Raw genomic sequence first — 19,804 nt, 5'->3', positions numbered from 1 at the left:
CGTGCTGCCCCTCCGCTGGTTCGCGCGCCGGCTGCTGCTGGCCGCCCTGGTCGTGTTCGGCGCCGCCAACGCCGTCTTCTTCGCCTTCCGGCTGCTGCCCGGCGACCCCGTGCGCAGCGTGCTCGGCTCCACCAACCCCACGCCCGAACTCGTCGCCCAGGTACGGCACGACCTCGCCCTCGACCAGCCGCTCGCCGTGCAGTACGCGCGGTTCATGCGCGGGCTGCTCACCGGCGACCTCGGCGACTCCTTCCAGCTCCAGCAGCCGGTCGGCGAGGTCATCGGCGGGCAGCTGTGGCCCACCGTCCAGCTCGCCGTCGCGGCCCTCCTGCTGGCACTGCTCGTCTCGGTGACCCTGGCCGTGCTCACCGCCCACCGGCCGCGGCTGCGGCGGATCGCCTCCTCCCTGGAACTCGTCGCGGTCTCCACCCCGGCCTTCTGGACCGGTCTGCTCCTGCTGGCGCTGCTGTCCTTCCGGCTCCGCTGGTTCCCGGCGATGGGCGGCAGCGACGCCGCCGCCCTGGTGCTCCCGGCGGTCACCCTCGCGGCCGGACTCGTGGGCGCCTTCACCCAGGTGCTGCGGGAGGAGCTGGAACGGGCCCTGGAACAGCCCTTCGTGCTCACCGCGCGCGCCCGGGGCGGCGGCGAGACCGCGATCCGGCTCCGGCACGCGCTGCGGCACGGACTGATCCCGCTGATCACCCTGTCGGGCTGGGCCGTGGGCGCGCTGTTCGGCGGCGCCGTCGTGGTGGAGAGCGTCTTCAGCCGCCAGGGCCTCGGCCAGGTCACGGCCGCCGCCGTCGCCGGCCGCGACCTGCCGGTGGTGACGGGCGTGGTGCTGGTCTCCGCCGTCGCCTTCGCCCTGATCAACCTCGCGGTGGACGTGCTCTACCGGCTCGTGGACCCGCGCATCGACGAGAGGAGCATCGGATGACCCCGTCCGCCTCGGCCTCCGCGTCCGCCTCGGCCGCCGAGCTCGGTGCCGCGGCCGGCGCCGACGGGACGGCCGCCGACGCCCGGGACGACGCCGCGACCGCGCTCCGGCGCCGCGGCCCCCGCCGGTTCCGGCCGGGGGTGGCGCTCGCCGGGGCGGTGCTCCTCGCCGTCGCCGTCTCCGCCGTCGCGCCGGATCTGGTCGCACCGCACCAGCCGGACCTGATCGACCCGGTCGACGCGCTCGCCGGCCCCGGGTCCGGACACTGGCTGGGCACCGACCAGCTGGGCCGCGACGTGTTCAGCCGGATCGTGCACGGGGCCCGCACCTCGCTGGTCATCGGCTTCGGAGCGACCGCCCTCGCCGTCGTGGCCGGCTCGCTGCTCGGCGTGTTCGCCGCGACCGCGGGCCGGGCCGTCGACCAGGTCCTCATGCGCGGCACCGACATCCTGATGGCCTTCCCCGGGCTGATGCTGTCGCTCGTGGTCGTCGCCGTCCTCGGCCCCGGCACCGGCAACGCCACCCTGGCCATCGGAGCCTCGCTGCTGCCCGGCTTCGTCCGGCTCGCCCGGGGCCAGGCGCTCGCCATCCGCGACAGCGACTACGTGCAGGCGGCCCTCGTCATGGGCCGCGGCCGGGCGTCGATCCTGTTCCGGCACCTGCTGCCCAACGCCCTGCCGCCGCTGCTCGTCCTGGCCACGGTCAACGTCGGCAGCGCCGTCATCGCCGGCTCGACCCTCAGCTTCCTCGGCCTGGGGCCGCAGCCGCCCTCACCCGAGTGGGGCGCGATGCTCGCCGAGGGCCGCGACCACCTGGACACCGCGTGGGCGGCGGCCGTCTTCCCCGGCCTCGCCATCACCGTCACCGTCGTCTCCGTGACGGTCGTCGGACGGGCCCTGCAGCGCCGCTTCGACCGGAGGGACGGCCGTGCACACTGACAGCACCCGGACGGAGCGCGCGCTCGTCACCGTGGAGGACCTGCGCATCTCCTTCGGCCGCGGCCGCGACCGCACGGAGGTCGTGCGCGGCGTGGACCTCGCCCTGCGGGCCGGCGAATGCCTGGCCCTGGTCGGCGAGTCGGGCTCCGGCAAGACCCTCACCGGCCGCACGCTCGCCGGACTCACCGGGCCCGGCGCCACCGTGACCGCCCGCACCCTCGACTTCGACGGCCGGGACCTGACGGCCCTCGACGAACGCGCCTGGCGCCGGCTGCGCGGCGCCGAGATCGGCCTGGTGCTCCAGGACGCGCTGGTCTCCCTCGACCCGCTGCGCCGGGTCGGCGCCGAGATCGAGGAGCCGCTCGCCAACCACGGCGTCGGCACCCGCCGCGACCGGCCGGGCCGCGCCGTCGAGCTCCTGCGCGAGGTCGCCGTGCCCGAACCCGAGCGGCGGGCCCGGCAGTTCCCGCACCAGCTCTCGGGCGGGCAGCGGCAGCGGGCGCTGATCGCCTCCGCCCTCGCCGCCGGTCCCCGGGTGCTGATCGCCGACGAGCCGACCACCGCGCTCGACATGACCGTGCAGGCGCAGATCCTCGACCTGCTCGCCGCACGCCGGGACGCCGGCACCGCCGTTCTGCTGATCAGCCACGACCTGGCGGCGGTCGCCCGGCTCGCCGACCGGGTCGCGGTGATGCGGGGCGGCGTGATCGTGGAGAACGGCCCCGCCGCGAAGGTCCTCGCCGCGCCCGCCCATCCGTACACCCGCCGCCTCCTCGACGCGGTCCCGGACGCCCGCGCCGCACGTCGGCGGAACACCGGCGGCGACACCGGCGGAGGCGAACGCCGCGGACCGGAAGGCACCGGACGGGAAGGCCGTGGACGCGAAGGATCCGGACGCGACGCCGGCGGAAGCGACGCCGCCGGCACGGAGGTGCTGCGCGCCGACGGCCTGGTGAAGCGTTACGACGGGCCCGGCGGCGGCATGACCGCGCTCGACGACGTCTCCTGCGTCCTCCACGCGGGCGAGACGCTCGGCGTCCTCGGCGAGTCCGGCTCCGGGAAGTCCACGCTGGCCCGGATCGTGCTCGGGCTCACCGAGCCGGACCAGGGGACGGTGACCCTCCTCGGCCGGCCCTGGTCCGGTGCCGGCGAACGCTCCCGGGCCGCCCTGCGCGGCCGGATCCAGCTGGTGCAGCAGGATCCGCTGTCCTCGTTCGACCCGCGCTGGACGGTGGAGCGGATCGTGGCCGAGGCGCTCGGCGCCGGCGGCCGACGGGCCGCGCGCCGCCACCGGGAGCGGGTCGTCGAACTCCTGGGCCTGGTCGGCATGGGACCGCAGCTGCTCGACCGGGGCCCGCGCGCGCTGTCCGGCGGCCAGCGGCAGCGGGTGGCCATCGCCCGCGCGCTGGCGCCGGAACCGGACGTGCTGGTCTGCGACGAGCCGGTCTCCGCGCTCGACGTCTCCGTACAGGCCCAGGTGCTCGACGTGTTCGAGCGGGTCCGTGAACAGGTGGGCGTGGCCCTGCTGTTCATCTCGCACGACCTCGGCGTCGTGCGTCAGGTCAGCGACCGGGTCGCGGTGATGCGGGCGGGCCGCGTCGTCGAGACGGGCCCCTCCGAGCGGGTCTTCACCCGTCCGGAGCACCCCTGGACCCGTGAGCTCCTCGGCGCGGCGACCCCCGTCGTCCGGCCGGGCCGGCAGGACGCGGGGAGCCCGGCGTGACGGCCGGCGGGGCGGGCGTGCCCTCGGGACACCCCGGGGCGCGCCCGTCCGCGCCGCCCCCGCGGGCCGACGGCACTCGTGCCGCGGTCCGCCGATTCCTCAACCACCCTGGCCGGACCGTCGGGTCCGGCCGTGTCCGACGATCGTGAGTCGCCCATGAACGACATCGCCCCCTTCCGTCTCTCCGTGCTCGACACGGTGCCCGTCTTCAACGACGTCCCGGCCGCCCAGTCGCTGCGGGACCTCCTGGAGCTCGCGCCCGCGGTGGAGCGCCTCGGCTACCACCGCTACTGGCTGGCCGAGCACCACAACATGCCGGCCTTCGGCACCTCCACCCCACCGGTGCTGATCGGGCAGCTGGCCGGCGTCACCTCGACGCTGCGGATCGGTTCGGGCGGCGTCATGCTCCCCAACCACGTGCCGTACGTCGTGGCCGAGCAGTTCGCCACGCTCGACGTCTTCCACCCGGGCCGGATCGACCTCGGCGTGGGCCGCGCGCCGGGCGGCGAGCCCGCCACCGCGCGGGCGCTGCGCCGCACCGGCGACCCGGCGCACGAGGGCGCGTTCGGCGAGCAGCTGGCCGAGCTGATCGACTACCTGTCGCCGTCCCCGGCCGGCGCCCGCCCGCCGGTCGCGGTGTGTCCGCCGGTGGGGAACGCGGTGCCGGTGTGGCTGCTCGGCACGAGCGCCTCCAGCGCCTCGCTCGCGGCACGGCTCGGCCTGCCGTACGCGTTCGCCCACCACCTCAACCCGTCGGGCACGGAGGCGGCGGTGGCCCGCTACCGGGAGGAGTTCCGCCCCTCGGAGCGGCTGGAGCGTCCCTATGTCGCGGTGTCCGCGCAGGTGGTGGTGGCCGAGTCGGACGAGGAGGCCGAGTACCAGGCCGGACCGATCAAGGTGGCCCATGTGGAGGGGCGGATCAATCCGCTGACCCTGTTCCGCACGCCCGAGCAGGCGGCGGGCTACCCGTTGACGGAGGCCCACCGGCGGTATCTGGAAGGGCACTTCGCGCCCCAGATCGTGGGCGGCCCTGAGACCGCGCGGCAGCGCCTGGCCGACTTCCGGGCGCGTACGGGCGCCGACGAACTGCTGGCGACGGCGCCCGTGTTCGGCCTCGAGGCGAGGATACGGACGTTCCGTCTCCTGGCCGAGGCGGTGGATCAGCCGGCCGCGGGCGCCGGCGCGCTCAGCCCGGCGAGCTCGGCGAGCAGCTCGTAGGACCGCACCCGCTCGTCGTGGTCCTCGACCACGCTGAGCATCATCAGCTCGTCGGCGCCGGTGGCCTTGACGAGCTCGGTGATCCGCTGGCGCACGGTCTCCGGGCCGCCGAAGATCTGGAGGTCGTACATCTGGTCGACGACCGCCCGCTCCTCCGGGGAGAAGGAGAAGCGGGCGGCCTCCTCGGCGGGCGGGAAGTACGGGTTCTGGCCGCGCAGCGACTGCGCGGTGATCATCCGCAGCGGAGCGCTGAGCAGGGCCCCGCGCTCGTCGTCCTCGGCCACGGCGCCGAAGGCGGCGATCATCGCGTACGGCTCGGCGAGGTACGGCGAGGGACGGAACTCGGAGCGGTAGGCGTCCATCGCGGCCAGCGTGCCGTGCGGGGCGAAGTGGTGCGCGTAGGCGAAGGGCAGGCCCAGGGTGGCGGCGAGCTGCGCGCTGTAGCCGCTGGAACCGAGCAGCCAGACGGGAACGGACTGCTCCCTCGCCGGTACGGCCGACACGGTTCCGCGGGTGGCCTCGGCCGGGGCGGGGCCCTCGGGCGGCGCGAAGTAGCCGAGGAGTTCCTGGATCTGTGCCGGGAAGTCGCTGCCGCCGAGCGGCCCCGCCTGGCGCCGCAGCGCCCGCGCCGTGAGCGGGTCCGTGCCGGGCGCACGGCCGAGCCCGAGGTCGACCCGGTCGGGGTGCAGCGCGGCGAGGGTGCCGAACTGCTCGGCCACCACGAGCGGCGGGTGGTTGGGCAGCATGACGCCGCCGGCCCCCACCCGCAGTCGGGTGGTGGCGGCGGCGATCTGCCCGGCGAGGATCGCCGGCGACGAGGTCGAGAGCGAGGGCATGTTGTGGTGCTCGGCCAGCCAGAAGCGGTGGTAGCCGAGCCGGTCGACGGCGCGGGCCAGTCGGATGGTGTTGCGCAGGGACACGGTCGCGCTCGACCCCCGCCACACCGGAGCGGTGTCCAGGGCGGACAGGCGGATTCCCAGTTCAGTGGTCATGGAACGAGGATATGGGGACTGTCCCCGTTTTTCAACACGGCCTGGACACACCGATGTCACACGACGGGTTCACGCCGTCCTGTTCACGTCGCCCCGGGTCGCTGCGCTCCGGTTCACGCTGCTCTGGTCAGTGCGGGAGCCGAGTCCAGGAGGATCTCCTGGTGGAGCTCGTGCAGCTGACGGCACGGACCGATGCCGAGCTCCCGGTCGAGCGCCGAACGCACCGTGTGGAACGCCTGGAGGGCGTCCGCGCGACGGTCGGAGCGGTAGAGGGCGAGCATCAGCTGACGGTGGAAGGCCTCGATGAGCGGGTGCTTGGACACCAGGGCGTAGAGCGGACCCACCAGCTCGCGGTGGCGCCCGAGCGCCAGGTCGGCCTCGTTGCCCAGCTCGACGCACTCCAGCCGGGTCTCCTCCACCCACGTGGCGAACTCGTCGACGATGTCGCCGCCGCGCAGCTCGCCGAGGACGGTGCCGCGCCACAGGGCCAGCGCCTGGCCGCACAGCGCGGAGGCCTCCGCGTGCCGGCCCGCCCGCGCCGCCGCCCGGCCCTGCTGGGCCAGGCGCTGAAAGTCGTGGGCGTCCAGGGTGTGCTCGTCGCCGAGCTCCAGGACGTAGCCCGGGAAGCGGGTGACGATGGGGCCCTTCTCCGGGCCCGCGCCCTTCAGCATCTTGCGCAGCTGGGATATGTACACGTGCAGGGTGGCGGTGGCCCTGCGCGGCGGATCGTCCCGCCAGATTTCACCGCACAACTGGTCGGTGGATATGACGTTCCCGGCGCGGACCAGCATGGCGGCGAGAAGGCATTCGACCTTCGGCGCACTGATGGTGAAAGCCTTGTCGGCGTCCGTCATGCGCAGGCTGCCCAGGATTTCGAATCGCATGTCTTGTTGACCTTCCGGAGATCGCGGAGACTGACAGCGCTCAGCGCGACACTGAGCCGAAGCGGCCGTCGAGATAGACGAGGGGACGGGCCGGGTCGCTCTGGTACGCGCGAATCGGCTGCGCGATCACCACGGTGTGATCGCCGGCGGGCAGGTCGTACACCTTGCGGCAGACCATCGCCGCCGGAACGCCGTCGAGCAGCGGCACGCCGTGCGGTCCGGTGCTCCAGCGGGTGGGCGGCGCGAAGCGGTCGGCGCCGCTGCGCGCGAAGGTCCCGGCGAGTTCCTGCTGGTCGTGGGCGAGCAGATGCACCGCCACGTACTCGGCCGCGCACACCGTGGCCCACGACGACGCGTTCCGGCCCACCCCGAACGACACGAGGGGCGGAGCGGAGGAGACGGAGGCGAGCGAGGTCGCGGTGAAGCCGACGGGCTGTCTCTCGCCCATCGCCGTGATGATCGCCACACCGGCCGGATGTGTCCGGAAAACGCTCCGGAACGCGTCCTCCGCAATCGGCTCCTCTTCCGCCGCGCCGGCCACCGGACACCTGCCGGTAGCCGACCAGACGTGGTGATGGGCGATCCCACCGTGACTCACTTCAACCCCCTGAAGAACTGTTCCGGCGCCGGTCGGGTCCGACGTCGTTCATTGGCGTTCCTTCAGGCTCACAGATGGATCACGTAGCGACATCAGTGGAAATACGTACGGCCATCAATCGCGCCAATTCCGCGCGCGATCCGATCTCCAATTTGCGGTAGATCCGCGACAGATGGACCTCCACGGTGCGAGGACTCAGTCCCAGCGCCTCCGCGATCTCCCGGGTCCGCCGTCCCGTTCCGGCCTCGCGCGCGACCTCCCGCTCACGCCCGGTCAGCACCTCGAGACCCGTCACGAGGGGGATCGGCGCGGGCAGCAGGGCGTGGCAGCCGCGGCCCAGCGCGTTCTCCAGCGGAGTGTCCGGATTCAGGCGGGCGAGCAGAAGCACGTCCCACTGCTCGGCCAGCTCCTGCGCCGAGGCCCACAGCTCCGCAGCCAGTTCCGGACGGCTGCTGTTGCTCGCCGCGCGGGCCGACCGGATCCGCGCGGTCAGGCGGTGGAGCCGCAGCTGGGCGCCGTCAAACGCCCGCTCCGCCTCCTGGTACAGCGTCACCGCCGCGTCCCACTCGGCCTGCTCGGCGAGCACATGGCCCCGCGCGAGCAGCGCGTAGGCCCGGTTGTGCGGCAGCCGGAGCCCTTGCGCCGCGGTGTTCGCCCGGTCGGCCCACAGCGCGGTGCCGCCGGAGCTGCCGGTGCCGCCGGAGAGCGAGGCCAGCGTGAGCAGCTCGAAGCCCCGGGGCCGCAGCGTGGGTTCGAGCCGCGGCAGTTCGGGGCCGCCGAGGTCGAGGAGCAGGCTGACGCAGCGGTCCGGGCTGCCCTGCATCAGCAGGGCCTCCGCCAGGGTGAGCACGGACAGGCCGTGCCAGCGGCAGGCCGAGCGGCGCAGCGAGTGCACGGCCTGCTCGGTGAGCGCCGAGGCCCGGTTGCTGGCCGGCGGCTCGGCGTAGGTCACGCACAGCGCCTCCTGCGCGAGGGTCACCACGCGCAGCTGCTCGGCGCCCAGGTAGCCGGCGAGCTCGGTGGCCTCCGCGGCGGACCTGCGGGCGCTCTGCAGGCGGCCCTGCCGCAGCTGGGCCTCGGCGAGGCCGCTCAGCAGCACCGGCAGCATCGCGTTGTGGGAGCACTCCTGGATGACCGTGCTGCCGCGCTCGTAGAACGACTCCGCCTCGCGCGGCCGGCCGAGCGCCATGGCGCAGGAGCCGAGCAGCGCCAGGTATTCGCTGTGGCAGGTGACGTCGGCGTGCGAGAGCTCGTCCATCTGGCGCACGGCGGCGTCGTACGAGGCGAGGGACTGCGCGACCCGGCCGGCGGCGAGCTCGCCGAGGGCGTGCAGCGCCATGGCCCCGGCCAGGGTGGTGCGCTTCCCGCCGTTCCGGGCCAGGACCAGGGCCTGGGCCGCGATCCGGGGAAGTTCCTCGTCGCCGTTCAGCGTGGAGACGATGCCCCGGTAGATCGTGAGCTGGGCGAGGAGGTCGTTGTCGGCGCGCTTCGCCCGCAGGTCGGCGAGCGCGGCCGTGACCAGCTCCGTCGCTTCGCTGAAACGTCCCTGCAGGCACTCGACGATGACGCAGAGCCCGATCGCCGCCCGGACCGCCTCGTCGGGTCCCAGCGGTGACCCCCGGGTCAGCAGGGCGCGCAGCTGGACGTCGTCGGCGAGGTAGTCGGTGGCCCGCAGCGCCCGCGCCAGGGGCGGGATCAGAGCGAGCAGCCTGCCGGTCGGCTGCTCGGCGGGCAGCTCGTGCAGCGCCGTCAGGAGCCACCGTACGGCGTCGTACGGAGACGTCTGCTCGGCCTCCTGGCCGGCCCTGGCCAGCGTCTCCAGGTCCTCGGGGGTGAAGGAGCTGGTCGACAGCTCGATGTGCACCGCCCGCTCGGACGCCGACGCGGCCCGGCGGTTGAGCACGCTCAGCGCCCTGCGGTGGGCGTGGGACCGCCAGCAGCGGTCGGCCTGGTCGTGCAGCACTCGGCGCAGCAGCCGGTGCCGGAAGCCCAGGAGCGTCCCCGAGCAGCGCAGCGGACGCAGCACGTCCAGCTGGACCAGGGCGTTGACGACGGCGCAGGTCTCGTCGGTGGGCAGCTCGGAGACGGCGGCCAGCTCGTCCCGGCTGAACCGGTCGCCGAGCACGGCCGCGGACTCGGCCACGAGCCGCTCCGCCGGGTCCAGCTCGGCCAGCTCGGCCGCCAGCGGCGCGAGGCGCCCGGTGAGCAGCTCGGCGCGCGGGTCCGCGCCCCTCGTGGCCGATTCCTCCTGCGCGAGCAGATACAGCGGATGGCCGCTGCTCTCGCGGAGGGCCGACGGCAGCCAGGCCGTGTCGGGTCGTACGCCGAGCAGCCGGGCCGCCTGCTCCAGGTCGAGCGGCGGCAGGTCGATGCGTTCCACCCGGCCCTGCTCGGCGCCCAGGGCGAGGGTGCTGAGGAGCGAGGGGGCGGTCTGTCGCGGCCGGTGCGCGACCACCAGCAGCACCGGGGCCCGGAAGGTCCAGCGGGCCAGGTGATCGGCGAGCGCGAGCGACTGGGGGTCGGCCCAGTGGAAGTCGTCCAGGAGAAGCAGCAGGCCGTGGTCGGCGGCCTGGCTGAGGAGCGCGTGCAGCGCCTGGGAGAGCTGGAGGGGTGAGAGTTCGCGGCCCCGGCCGCCCAGTCGGGCGCAGAGGCCGGCCCGCAGCAGTTCGGCGTGCTCGGACGACAGCGCGGACAGCCGGTCGGCCGTCATGATCCCGTTCAGTGCGCGAGTGAAAACATGCAAAGGTTCGTCAAGTTCGGATGGGTAACAGCGTCCGTCGAGCACCGTCACGCCCCGGGCGCGTGCGACGGAGGCGAGCTGGGCGAGCAGCCGGCTCTTGCCCGAACCGGGATCTCCGAGCAGCTCGACGATGCCTCCTCTGCCCTCCTGCAGCTCCTGCAGGGCGCCCAGAAGCCTTAAGGATTCCCTGCAGCGGACCGACGACGTGCTCTGCTTCGCGACCAGCGATATGGATGTGGTGGCCATCTGTTCCCCCTTGGGCTGACGTCTCGCGTGGAGCAATCCTGATCTCTCAACCCCGATGGTACGAGCGCTTTATTACGGAGACCCGCCCTGGACGATGTCCGTCGCGCGGACGCGCGAACGCGCCCTGACCGGCGAAAACCGGCCAGGGCTGCGCGTGGAGTCGCTAATGGGAACTACAGGGACGTGACGTGCTGCGCGGGGCTGGGGGACTGCTCCGAGGCGTCGTCCGCGCCCTGCTCCGCGCCGCCGCCCATGGGGACGGAGCGCATGATGAGGGTGAGCAGGATGGTGAGGGCGGTGAATCCGGCACCCCAGGCGAAGGCCGTGGTGACGCCCTCGGTGAGGACGAAGTCCGCGGCGCCCTTGGCGTCGAGACCGGCCGGCACCTCGTCGGCGGCACCCCGGCTGGCGGCGCCGAAGACGGTCACCATGATGGCGAGGCCGAGCGCGCCGCCGATCTGCTGCATGACGTTCAGCAGGCCGGACGCGGCACCGGTCTCCTCCGGCGCGATGCCGGACATCAGGATGGTGGTGACGCCGACGAGCAGGGTGCCCATGCCGAGACCGGCGACGAGCATCGGGCCGAGCATCGCGGAGACGAAGGTGGCCTCGGGGGTGAGCTGGGCGAACCAGATCAGGCCGACGCTGATGGCGGCGGCGCCGACCGCGGTCAGGACGCGCGGTCCGGCCTTGGGCAGGATCTTGGCGGCGATGCTGGAGGTGGCCAGAATCAGTACCGCGAGCGGCACGAAGGCCAGACCCGCCTGGATCGGGGTGAAGCCCCGCACTTCCTGGAGGAACTGGGTCAGGAAGAAGAACATCGAGTTGCCGGCCGCCATGACGAACAGCAGCGAGAGGTAGCCGGTCGCGCGGTTGCGGTCGGCGAACAGCCGCAGCGGGGTGATCGGCTGCTTGGCGTTGTTCTCGACGAAGACGAAGACCACGAGCAGCACGATGGCGGCGGCGAACGAGGCCAGGGTGAGCGCGTCGCTCCAGCCGCTGTCGGCGGCCCGGATGAAGCCGTAGACCAGGGCGGTCATGCCGAGGGTGGAGGTGAGCGCGCCGGCGAGGTCGAAGCGGGCGGGCTTGCGCTCGGTCTCGTGGATGAACATCGGGGCCGCGATCAGCAGCACGATGCCGATCGGCACGTTGATGAAGAGCACCCAGCGCCAGGACAGCCAGTCCGTCAGCAGGCCGCCGCCGATGAGGCCGATGGCCGCGCCGGAACCGGAGACCGCCGCGTACATGCCGAGGGCCTTGGCCCGGGCCTTCTCGTCGGTGAAGTGGGTGGCGATCAGGGCGAGCACGGTGGGCGCGGCGAAGGCGGCGCCGACGCCCTGCAGGGCACGCGCGACGAGGAGCATCGCGGCCGAGTTGGACAGACCGCCGAGCAGCGAGGCCGCGGTGAAGATCGTGACGCCGACGAGCAGGCCGCGGCGGTGTCCGAGGACGTCTCCGGCGCGGCCGCCGAGCAGGAGCAGACCGCCGAAGGTCAGCAGGTACGAGCTGAGGACCCAGGAGAGCCCGGTGGGCGTGAAGTCGAGCGCGACCTTGAGGTCGGGCAGCGCGATGTTCACCACGTTCACGTCGAGGATGAGCATCGTCTGGAGGGTCAGCACGATGAGGAGCACCATGCCGTTGCGGCGGCCGGCCGCCTCGGCGGTGGGCGGACTCTGGCCCGCGGCGCTCGTGACGGTCTTTTCACTCATGATTCGGCATCTCCTCGAGGAGCTAAACGGGGACGTTCCACGGTTCTCGTCGAACATACAGGGACCGTCCCCGTTTAGCAATCGACGGCGGCGCCACGTCAGTTGGTGCCGCCGTCGACGACGCGTCCGGCGGCTCAGTTGACGCCGAGCTCCCGGTCGATGAAGTCGAAGAGGTCGTCGTCGGTCGCCTCCGTCAGCTCCACCGCGTTCGCCTCCGCCGCGTCACCGCCCTCCGCCTCCAGGCGCAGCAGGAGATCGCGCACCCGGCCGGTCAGCCGGCCGCGACCGCCCTCGCCCGCGCCGAGCGACACGAGCCGCGACTCGATCCGGTCGAGCTCGGCCAGGGCCGACGCCACCGGGTCCTCCTCCGCCGGGGCGAGCGCCGCCAGCAGGTGACGGGCGAGCGCCAGCGGCGTCGGATGGTCGAACACCAGCGTGCTCGGCAGCCGGAGACCCAGCTCCGCGTTGAGCCGGTTGCGCAGCTCCACCGAGGTCAGCGAGTCGAAGCCCAGCTCCTTGAAGGGCCGCTCGGTGCCGACGCCCGCCGCGTCCGTGTGCCCGAGCACCGTCGCCACATGGCCGCGCACCAGCCCGAGCAGCAGGTCGAGGCGTTCGGGACCGGCCAGCGCGGCGAGCCGCTCCCGCACCCCGGTCCCTCCGTCCGCCGCGGCCGACGCGCCGCCCGCGGCCTTCCGCACCGTCCGGCCCTCGCCGGCCAGCTCGCCGAACAGCGCCGGCAGCGAACCCGCCCGGGCCCGCGACCGCAGCGCCGCCTGATCGAGCCCGACGCCCACGGCCAGCGGCTGCCGGCCTTCGAGCGCCGCGTCGAAGAGCGCGAGCCCCTCCTCGTTGCCCAGCGGCAGGATGCCGTCCCGCGCCATCCGCGCCAGATCCGCGTCCCCGAGCTTCTCCGTCAGCGAGCTGCGCTCGTCCCAGAGTCCCCAGGCGAGGCTGGTGGCGGGTTGTCCGTGGGTGTGGCGGTGGTGGGCGAGGGCGTCGAGGAAGGTGTTGGCGGCGGCGTAGTTGGCTTGGCCGGGGGTGCCGGTGAGGCCGGAGAGGCTGGAGTAGAGGAGGAAGTGGGTGAGGGGGTGGTTCTGGGTGGTGGTGTGGAGGTGCCAGGCGGTGTGGGCTTTGGGGTTGAGGGTGGTGTGGAGGTGGGTGGGGGTTTGGTGGTGGAGGGGGGTGTCGTGGGTGGTGCCTGCGGTGTGGATGACGGTGGTGAGGGGGTGGTGGGTGGGGATGGTGTCGAGGAGGTGGGTGAGGTTGTCGGGGTTGGTGGTGTCGCAGGCTTCGATGCGGATGTGGGCGCCGAGTCGGGTGAGTTCGTTGGTGAGTTCGGTGGCGCCGGGTGCGTCGGGTCCGCGTCGGCTGGTGAGGACGAGGTGGCGTGCGCCGTGCTTCGTCACGAGATGACGGGCCAGCAGACTGCCGAGCGCGCCGGTGCCTCCGGTGATGAGCACCGTCCCCTCCGGGTCCGGCGGAGCCGGCAGCGTCAGGACCGCCTTGCCCGTGTGCCGGGCCTGGCTCAGATGGCGCAGCGCCTCCGGCGCGTGGCTCACGTCCCACGCGGTCACCGGCAGCCGCCGCAGCTCCCCGGACTCGAACAGCCGCACCAGGTCGACCAGCATCTCCTGGACGCGCTCGGGCTCCACCCGCATCAGGTCGTACGCGGTGTAGGACACGCCCGCGTGCCGTTCCCGCACCTCGGCCTCGTCGCGGATGTCCGTCTTGCCCATCTCCAGGAACCGGCCGCCCGGCGCGAGCAGCCGCAGCGACGCGTCCACGAACTCCTGCGCCAGCGAGTTCAGGACCACGTCGAAGCCGCGGCCGCCGGTGGCCGCCCGGTACTGCTCCTCGAAGTCGAGCGTCCGGGTGGAGGCGATCCGGTCCTCGGCCACGCCCAGCGAACGCAGCACGTCCCACTTGGGCCTGCTCGCCGTGCCGTAGACCTCCAGGCCCCAGTGGTGCGCGAGCTGCAGCGCGGCCATGCCGACACCGCCGGTCGCCGCGTGCACGAGCAGCGACTCGCCCCGGCGCACCTTCGCCAGGTCCTCCAGGCCGTAGTACGCGGTGAGGAACACGACCGGGATCACCGCGGCGTCCGTGAAGGTCCAGCCCCGCGGCATCCGGGACACCCAGCGGTGGTCGGTGACCGCGACCGGTCCGATCGCGCCCAGCGGGAACAGACCCATCACCCGGTCGCCGACCGCCACCGAGGTCACGCCGGGCCCCGTCTCCAGGACGACGCCGGCCGCCTCGCCGCCGATCCGCGCCTCGTCGCCCGGGTACATCCCGAGCCCCACGAGGACGTCACGGAAGTTCAGGCCCGCGGCCCGCACCTGGACCCGCACCTCGCCGTGGCCCAGCGGCGCGCCCGCCTCCGGGGCCGGCAGCAGCGCCAGATTGCCCAGGGTGCCGGAGCTGTGCACGTCGAGCCGCCAGAACGGGGTGTCCTTCGGCGGCACCAGCACCTCGGGTGCCCGGTCGGCCCGCACCAGGCGGGGCGCGTAGACCCCGCCGTCGCGCACCGCGAGCTGGTGCTCGTCCCCGGCCAGCAGCGCCGACACGGCGGCGGTCAGCCCCTCCGTACGCTCCTCGGCGACGTCGTCGAGGTCCAGCAGGCCGAACCGGTCGGTGTGTTCGGTGCGGGCCGCGCGCAGCAGGCCCCACACCGCGGACGCGGCCAGGTCCCGGATCTCCGGGCCGGGCCTCGCGGCCACGGCGCCCCTGGTCACGGCCACGAACCGGGGCTCCGCCGGGGCGTCGGCCGGCCACTCCCACTCCAGCCAGTCCTGCGTCAGCGCGAGCGCCCGGGCGCTCAACGCCTCCACCCGCGAGGGAAGTCCGACGGCCGCCGTCAGGTCGTCCTCGGCCGGGGACTCGTCGAGGAAGGTCACGAGCACGACACCCGGCGCCCCGGCGCCCGCCGCGACGGCCGCGTGCAGGGCGGCGGCGTCGGGGTGCGCCGGCGCGCCGAGCGCCTCGGCCAGGCCCAGCGGGTCCGGGCCGAGCACGGCGACGGCCTCCGACGACGGGGCCGGCGTCCCGGCCGCGGGCAGCGGCTTCCAGTCGACGAGGAGCAGCGGCGTCCGTCCGCCACCCGCCCCGTCCGCGCCCGCCGAGAGATCCGCCGGCGCACCGGCCCGTGCGGTCACGGCCGCGACCGTGGCGACCGGAGCACCCGCCGGATCGGTCAGCCGCAGCCGTACGGTGTCCTCACCGGTCCGGGTCAGCCGCAGCCGCACCCGGGTCGCCTCCACGGCGTGCAGCGTCACGCCCTGCCAGCTGAAGGGCAGCAGCACGCTCTCGGCGTCCTCGCCCATGACCTCGCGCGCCCACGGGTGGAGGGCCGCGTCGAGCAGCGCCGGGTGGAGGGTGTGGCCCGCGGCCTCGACGCCCTCGGGGAGCTCGATCTCGGCGTACAGGTCGTCGCCGTCCCGCCACAGCGCCGTGAGGCCCTGGAAGGCGGGGCCGTAGGTGTAGCCGTGGGCGTGCAGCTCCTCGTACGCGCCCGTGAGGTCGACGCGCTCGCCCGGCGGCGGCCACGGCAGCTCCTCGGCCTCGTCGACCGTGTCCGACAGGGTGCCGGAGGCGTGCCGGGTCCAGGAGTCGGCCTCGTCGGTGCGCGAGTGCACGGCGATCGTCCGGCTGCCGTCCCCGGCCGCCGCGCCCACCGTGACGTGCAGGGTCACGGGCGTGTCCGCGCGCAGCACCAGCGGGGACTCCAGGGTGAGTTCCTCCAGCGTGGGCGTGTCGGTGTGGCCCGCGGCGTGCAGGGCGAGATCCGCGAGGGCCGTGCCGGGGAGCAGCGTGGTGCCCGCGATGGTGTGGTCGGCCAGCCAGGCGTGGGTACGCGTCGAGATCCGGCCGGTGAAGACGAGCTGGTCGCTGTCCGCGAGCGTCACCACGGCGCCGAGCAGCGGATGCTCGGAGGCCACGAGACCGGCGGACGCGACGTCCGTCGTCACCGTCCCGGGCGACAGCCAGAAGCGCTCGCGCTGGAACGCGTAGGTGGGCAGGCCCTCCACGGACGGCGCCGACGCCTGGGGCCGCCAGGTGGCGGGCGTGTGGCCCGCCGTGTGGAGACGGGCGAGCGCCGTGGCCAGGGTGGTGGCTTCGGGGGCGTTCTTGCGCAGGGTGGGCGCGAGGACGGCTTCGGTCCCGTCCAGGGTCTGCTGGGCGAGGGCGGTGAGGGTGGCGTCGGGGCCGAGTTCGAGGTAGCGGGTGGTGCCGCCTGCTTCGAGGTGTTGGATGCCGGGGTGGAAGCGGACGGCTCCGCGGATGTGGCGGGCCCAGTAGTCGGGGGTGGTGAGGTCGTCGCCGGTGGCGGGGAGGCCGGTGATGTTGGAGATGACGGGGATCTTCGGGGCGTGGAAGGTCAGGCCGCTGATCGCGGTCCGGAAGTCGTCCAGGACCTCGTCCATGTGGGCCGAGTGGAAGGCGTGGCTGACCGTCAGACGCGTGGTCTTGCGGCCCAGCGCCGCGAAGTGCTGCGCCACCGCCTCCGCCGCGCCCTGGGAGCCGGAGATCACCGTGGCCTCCGGCCCGTTCACGGCCGCGACGTCCAGATCGTCCTCGACACCGGCCAGGACCTGGCGCACCTCCTCCTCCGAGGCGCGCACGGCGAGCATCGCGCCGTCACCACGGGCGGCCTGCATCAGCCGGCCGCGCACCGCGACCAGCGTGACGGCGTCGGGCAGGTCCAGGACACCGGCGGCATGCGCGGCGGCGATCTCGCCGATCGAGTGGCCGATCAGCGCGTCGGGGACCAGCCCGTGATGCTCCAGGGTCCGGTAGAGCGCGGTCTGCAGGGTGAAGAGCGCGGCCTGCGCGTACTGCGTCCGGTTGAGCGTCGCCGCGTCCTGGCCCCACATCACCTCGTGCAGCGGCCGGTCCAGGATCGCGTCGAAGCGGTCGCACACCTCGTGGAACGCGGCGGCGAACACCGGGTGGGACTCGTACAGTTCGCGGCCCATGCCGAGGCGCTGGCTGCCCTGGCCGGTGAAGAGGAAGGCCGTCTTCCCGGTGAGGGCGGAGCCGGTCGTCAGTCCGGCCGCCTCGGCGCCCTCGGCGAGCGCGTCCAGGGCGGCGAGCAGCCCCTCGCGGCCGTCCGCCGCGTCGACGACGGCACGATGATCGAAGCGGGTACGGGCCGCCAGCGCGCCCGCGACCTCCCGCGACGGGACGTTCGGGTGCTCGGTCGCGTACGCGTGCAGACGGCGCGCCTGGTCACGCAGGGCCTGCTCCGACTTCGCCGACAACAGCCACGGAAGGTCCGGGAGCCCCGCGGCCCCCTCCGCCGGCTCCTCGGCCGCGTCCACGCCCTCGCCGGTGGCTCCGGTGCCCCGCGTGGCCGTGGCGTCCGCCGCGTCCTGCCGGGCCGGCTCCCCGTCGGGCTGCTCCGCGTGCCGCTCGGTCAGCAGCTCCGTGGCCTGCTCGATCACGACGTGCGCGTTGGTGCCGCTGATGCCGAACGACGACACGGCGGCCCGCAGCGGGGCCGTGTCGGCGGCCGTCCACGGCTGCTCCTCGGTGAGGAGCCGTACGGTGCCCGCCGACCAGTCGACGTGGTCCGTCGGCCGGTCGACGTGCAGCGTGCGCGGCAGCGTGCCGTTGCGCATCGCCATCACCATCTTGATGACGCCGCCGACACCCGCCGCGGCCTGCGTGTGGCCGATGTTGGACTTCAACGAGCCGAGCCACAGCGGGCGTTCGGCGTCGCGCTCCCGCCCGTACGTGTTGATCAGGGCCTGCGCCTCGATGGGGTCGCCCAGGGTCGTGCCGGTGCCGTGCGCCTCGACCGCGTCCACCTGGTCGGAGGTCAGCTGGGCGTTGGCGAGCGCCTGGCGGATGACCCGCTCCTGGGACGGACCGTTCGGCGCCGTCAGCCGGCCGCTGGCGCCGTCCTGGTTGGTCGCGGTGCCGCGCACGACGGCGAGGACGGGGTGGCCGTTGCGGACGGCGTCGGAGAGCCGTTCGACGAGCAGCAGGCCGACGCCCTCGCTCCAGCCGGTGCCGTCGGCCGTCGCGGAGAAGGCCTTGCACCGGCCGTCGGCGGACAGTCCGCGCTGACGGCTGAACTCCACGAAGGTGTTGGGCGTGGCCATCACCGTCGCGCCGCCCGCGAGGGCGAGCGAGCACTCGCCCTGTCGCAGCGACTGCACCGCGAGGTGCAGCGCCACCAGGGACGAGGAGCAGGCCGTGTCCACGGACACCGCGGGGCCTTCGAGGCCGTACACGTAGGCGAGGCGGCCCGAGGCCACGCTGCCCAGGCTGCCGCTGGCGAGGTAGCCCTCGTACTCCTCGGGCGCCGGCCGCAGCCGCGAGGCGTAGTCGTTGTACATCACTCCGGCGAAGACGCCGGTGTCGCTGCCGCGCAGGGTCGTCGGGTCGATGCCCGCCCGCTCGAACACCTCCCAGGCCGTCTCCAGCAGGAGCCGCTGCTGCGGGTCGGTGGCCATCGCCTCGCGCGGGCTCAGCCCGAAGAAGGACGCGTCCGCCCGCGCGGCGTCGTAGAGGAATCCGCCGCGGGCCGTCGTCGACCTGCCGACGGCCTCCGGGTCGGGGTCGTACAGGTCCTCGTCCCAGTCCCGGTCCCCGGGGAACGGACCGATGGCGTCGGTGCCCTCGCTGACCAGCTTCCACAGGTCCTCGGGCGAGGACACCCCGCCCGGGTAGCGGCAGGCCATGCCGACGATCGCGATCGGCTCGTGCCGGGCCTGCTCGATCTCGGAGATCCGGCGGCGCGCCAGCCTCAGGTCGGTGGTCGCGCGCTTGAGGTAGTCGCGCAGTCTGTCTTCGTTGTTCGCCACGTTCGCCACGGGAGCGTTGTTCGCCACGGGAGCTCAACCTTCAGTGCTGTCGAAAAGGGGGATGGACGGGACGGCGCCGGGCGCCGGGACGGGGATCAGGACAGGCCGAGCTCCTTGTCGAGGGCTTCGAACAGCTCGTCGTCCGTCGCGGCGCCGAGGTCGTCGGCCGACGGCTCGCCGAGGGAGGCGCTCACGCCGTGCCAGCCCTGCAGCACCGACTGCAGCCGCTGGGTGATCTCGGCGGCCTCCGCCGCGTCCCGCGCCGCGGTTCCCGCCGAGTGCTGCCGCAGCAGCTTCTCCAGCCGCTCGATCGCCTCCAGGGGATCGACCGGACCCGCGGACCCCGCCGACGGGGCCGTCACGGCCAGCTCGTCGAGCAGGTGCCGGGCGAGCGCCGCCGGCGTGGGGTGGTCGAAGACCACCGTCGTCGGCAGCCGCAGCCCCGTCACGGCGTTGAGCCGGTTGCGGAACTCCACCGCCGTCAGCGAGTCGAAACCGAGGTCCAGAAGCCCGCGTTCCGCGTCGATCCGGTCCGGCGAGCCGTGCCCGAGGACCGCCGCCACGTGCTCCCGCACCAGACCGAGCACCAGCTCCTCACGCCCCTCCGCCGGCGCCGCCGCGAGCCGGTCCGCGAGCGGCACCGCGCCTCCGGCGCCCCGGGCACCCGTGCCCGCCGCGGCACTGCGCCGCGCCGGTCCGCCGCGCACCAGACCGAGCAGCGGCTCCGGGCCCGTATCGGCGGCCGCGAGGGTCCGCAGGGCGTTCAGGTCCAGCCGCGCCGGGTAGAGCAGCGCCTCCGCCGAACCGAGCGCCGTGTCCAGCATCCGCAGCGCCTCCTCCGGAGGCATCGGCACGATCCCGGAGCGGCGCAGCCGTGCGAGGTCCGTCGCCGTCAGCCGCTCGCCCATGCCGCCTTCGTCCCAGAGTCCCCAGGCGAGGCTGGTGGCGGGTTGTCCGTGGGTGTGGCGGTGGTGGGCGAGGGCGTCGAGGAAGGTGTTGGCGGCGGCGTA

Annotated in this window: 10 protein-coding genes and 1 pseudogene; 4 read left to right on the top strand and 7 right to left on the bottom strand. The window is 74.0% G+C overall.

The window, feature by feature from the left end; genetic code table 11:
• The first annotated feature begins 1 nt into the window (after position 1).
• The 4 genes from ACFV2S_RS36455 to ACFV2S_RS36440 all read left to right on the top strand — a co-directional run bounded on the left by ACFV2S_RS36455 (position 2) and on the right by ACFV2S_RS36440 (position 4,813).
• On the top strand, positions 2–934 hold the full coding sequence (locus ACFV2S_RS36455) for an ABC transporter permease (RefSeq protein WP_385570115.1): 933 nt from the start codon (positions 2–4) through the stop codon (positions 932–934).
• Positions 931–1,872, top strand: a complete 942-nt coding sequence (locus tag ACFV2S_RS36450) for an ABC transporter permease (RefSeq protein ID WP_385570111.1) — start codon at positions 931–933, stop codon at positions 1,870–1,872. Before ACFV2S_RS36455 ends, ACFV2S_RS36450 begins: the two co-directional genes overlap by 4 nt.
• On the top strand, positions 1,862–3,595 hold the full coding sequence (locus ACFV2S_RS36445; RefSeq protein WP_385570106.1) for a dipeptide ABC transporter ATP-binding protein: 1,734 nt from the start codon (positions 1,862–1,864) through the stop codon (positions 3,593–3,595). The genes ACFV2S_RS36450 and ACFV2S_RS36445 overlap by 11 nt, the downstream gene beginning before the upstream one ends.
• A 132-nt stretch (positions 3,596–3,727) precedes the next feature.
• Positions 3,728–4,813 (top strand): LLM class flavin-dependent oxidoreductase, encoded by a 1,086-nt coding sequence (locus ACFV2S_RS36440; RefSeq protein WP_385570102.1) that lies wholly within the window; start codon positions 3,728–3,730, stop codon positions 4,811–4,813.
• On the opposite strand, the gene ACFV2S_RS36435 is transcribed toward ACFV2S_RS36440, so the two are convergent.
• From ACFV2S_RS36435 to ACFV2S_RS36405, 7 genes and pseudogenes are all read right to left on the bottom strand, one after another.
• Positions 4,756–5,805, bottom strand: a complete 1,050-nt coding sequence (locus tag ACFV2S_RS36435; RefSeq protein WP_385570098.1) for an LLM class flavin-dependent oxidoreductase — start codon at positions 5,803–5,805, stop codon at positions 4,756–4,758. The genes ACFV2S_RS36440 and ACFV2S_RS36435 overlap by 58 nt on opposite strands.
• A 113-nt stretch (positions 5,806–5,918) precedes the next feature.
• Complete coding sequence (locus ACFV2S_RS36430) at positions 5,919–6,689, bottom strand: BTAD domain-containing putative transcriptional regulator (protein ID WP_383794859.1); 771 nt, start codon at positions 6,687–6,689, stop codon at positions 5,919–5,921.
• Positions 6,690–6,729: 40 nt separating this feature from the next.
• Positions 6,730–7,230: a flavin reductase family protein gene (locus ACFV2S_RS36425; protein WP_385570093.1), complete on the bottom strand. Its 501-nt coding sequence runs from the start codon at positions 7,228–7,230 to the stop codon at positions 6,730–6,732.
• Between the two features lie 136 nt (positions 7,231–7,366).
• A complete protein-coding gene (locus tag ACFV2S_RS36420) occupies positions 7,367–10,273 on the bottom strand; it encodes an AAA family ATPase (protein WP_385570090.1) in 2,907 nt (968 codons plus the stop codon).
• Between the two features lie 173 nt (positions 10,274–10,446).
• Entirely contained in the window at positions 10,447–11,982 is a 1,536-nt protein-coding gene (locus tag ACFV2S_RS36415; RefSeq protein WP_385570087.1) for an MFS transporter, read from the bottom strand.
• 134 nt (positions 11,983–12,116) lie between these two features.
• Positions 12,117–18,773 (bottom strand): annotated as a pseudogene (locus tag ACFV2S_RS36410) (SDR family NAD(P)-dependent oxidoreductase); the annotation flags it as partial.
• Between the two features lie 116 nt (positions 18,774–18,889).
• Positions 18,890–19,804: phosphopantetheine-binding protein (locus tag ACFV2S_RS36405; protein ID WP_385570082.1), on the bottom strand; the 915-nt coding region annotated here is incomplete at its 5' end.

This window comes from Streptomyces sp. NPDC059695 (genome assembly GCF_042733785.1).
Lineage (GTDB): Bacteria > Actinomycetota > Actinomycetes > Streptomycetales > Streptomycetaceae > Streptomyces.
Note: the sequence above shows the minus strand (reverse complement) of the source record. Positions and strands in the feature narration are given on the sequence as shown.

What these genes read in the sequence shown, in the direction of transcription:
- ACFV2S_RS36450 (WP_385570111.1), top strand. Translation starts at nt 931, where the DNA reads ATGACCCCGTCCGCCTCGGCCTCCGCGTCCGCCTCGGCCGCCGAGCTC.
- ACFV2S_RS36435 (WP_385570098.1), bottom strand. Translation starts at nt 5,805, where the DNA reads ATGACCACTGAACTGGGAATCCGCCTGTCCGCCCTGGACACCGCTCCG.
- ACFV2S_RS36430 (WP_383794859.1), bottom strand. Translation starts at nt 6,689, where the DNA reads ATGCGATTCGAAATCCTGGGCAGCCTGCGCATGACGGACGCCGACAAG.
- ACFV2S_RS36420 (WP_385570090.1), bottom strand. Translation starts at nt 10,273, where the DNA reads ATGGCCACCACATCCATATCGCTGGTCGCGAAGCAGAGCACGTCGTCG.
- ACFV2S_RS36415 (WP_385570087.1), bottom strand. Translation starts at nt 11,982, where the DNA reads ATGAGTGAAAAGACCGTCACGAGCGCCGCGGGCCAGAGTCCGCCCACC.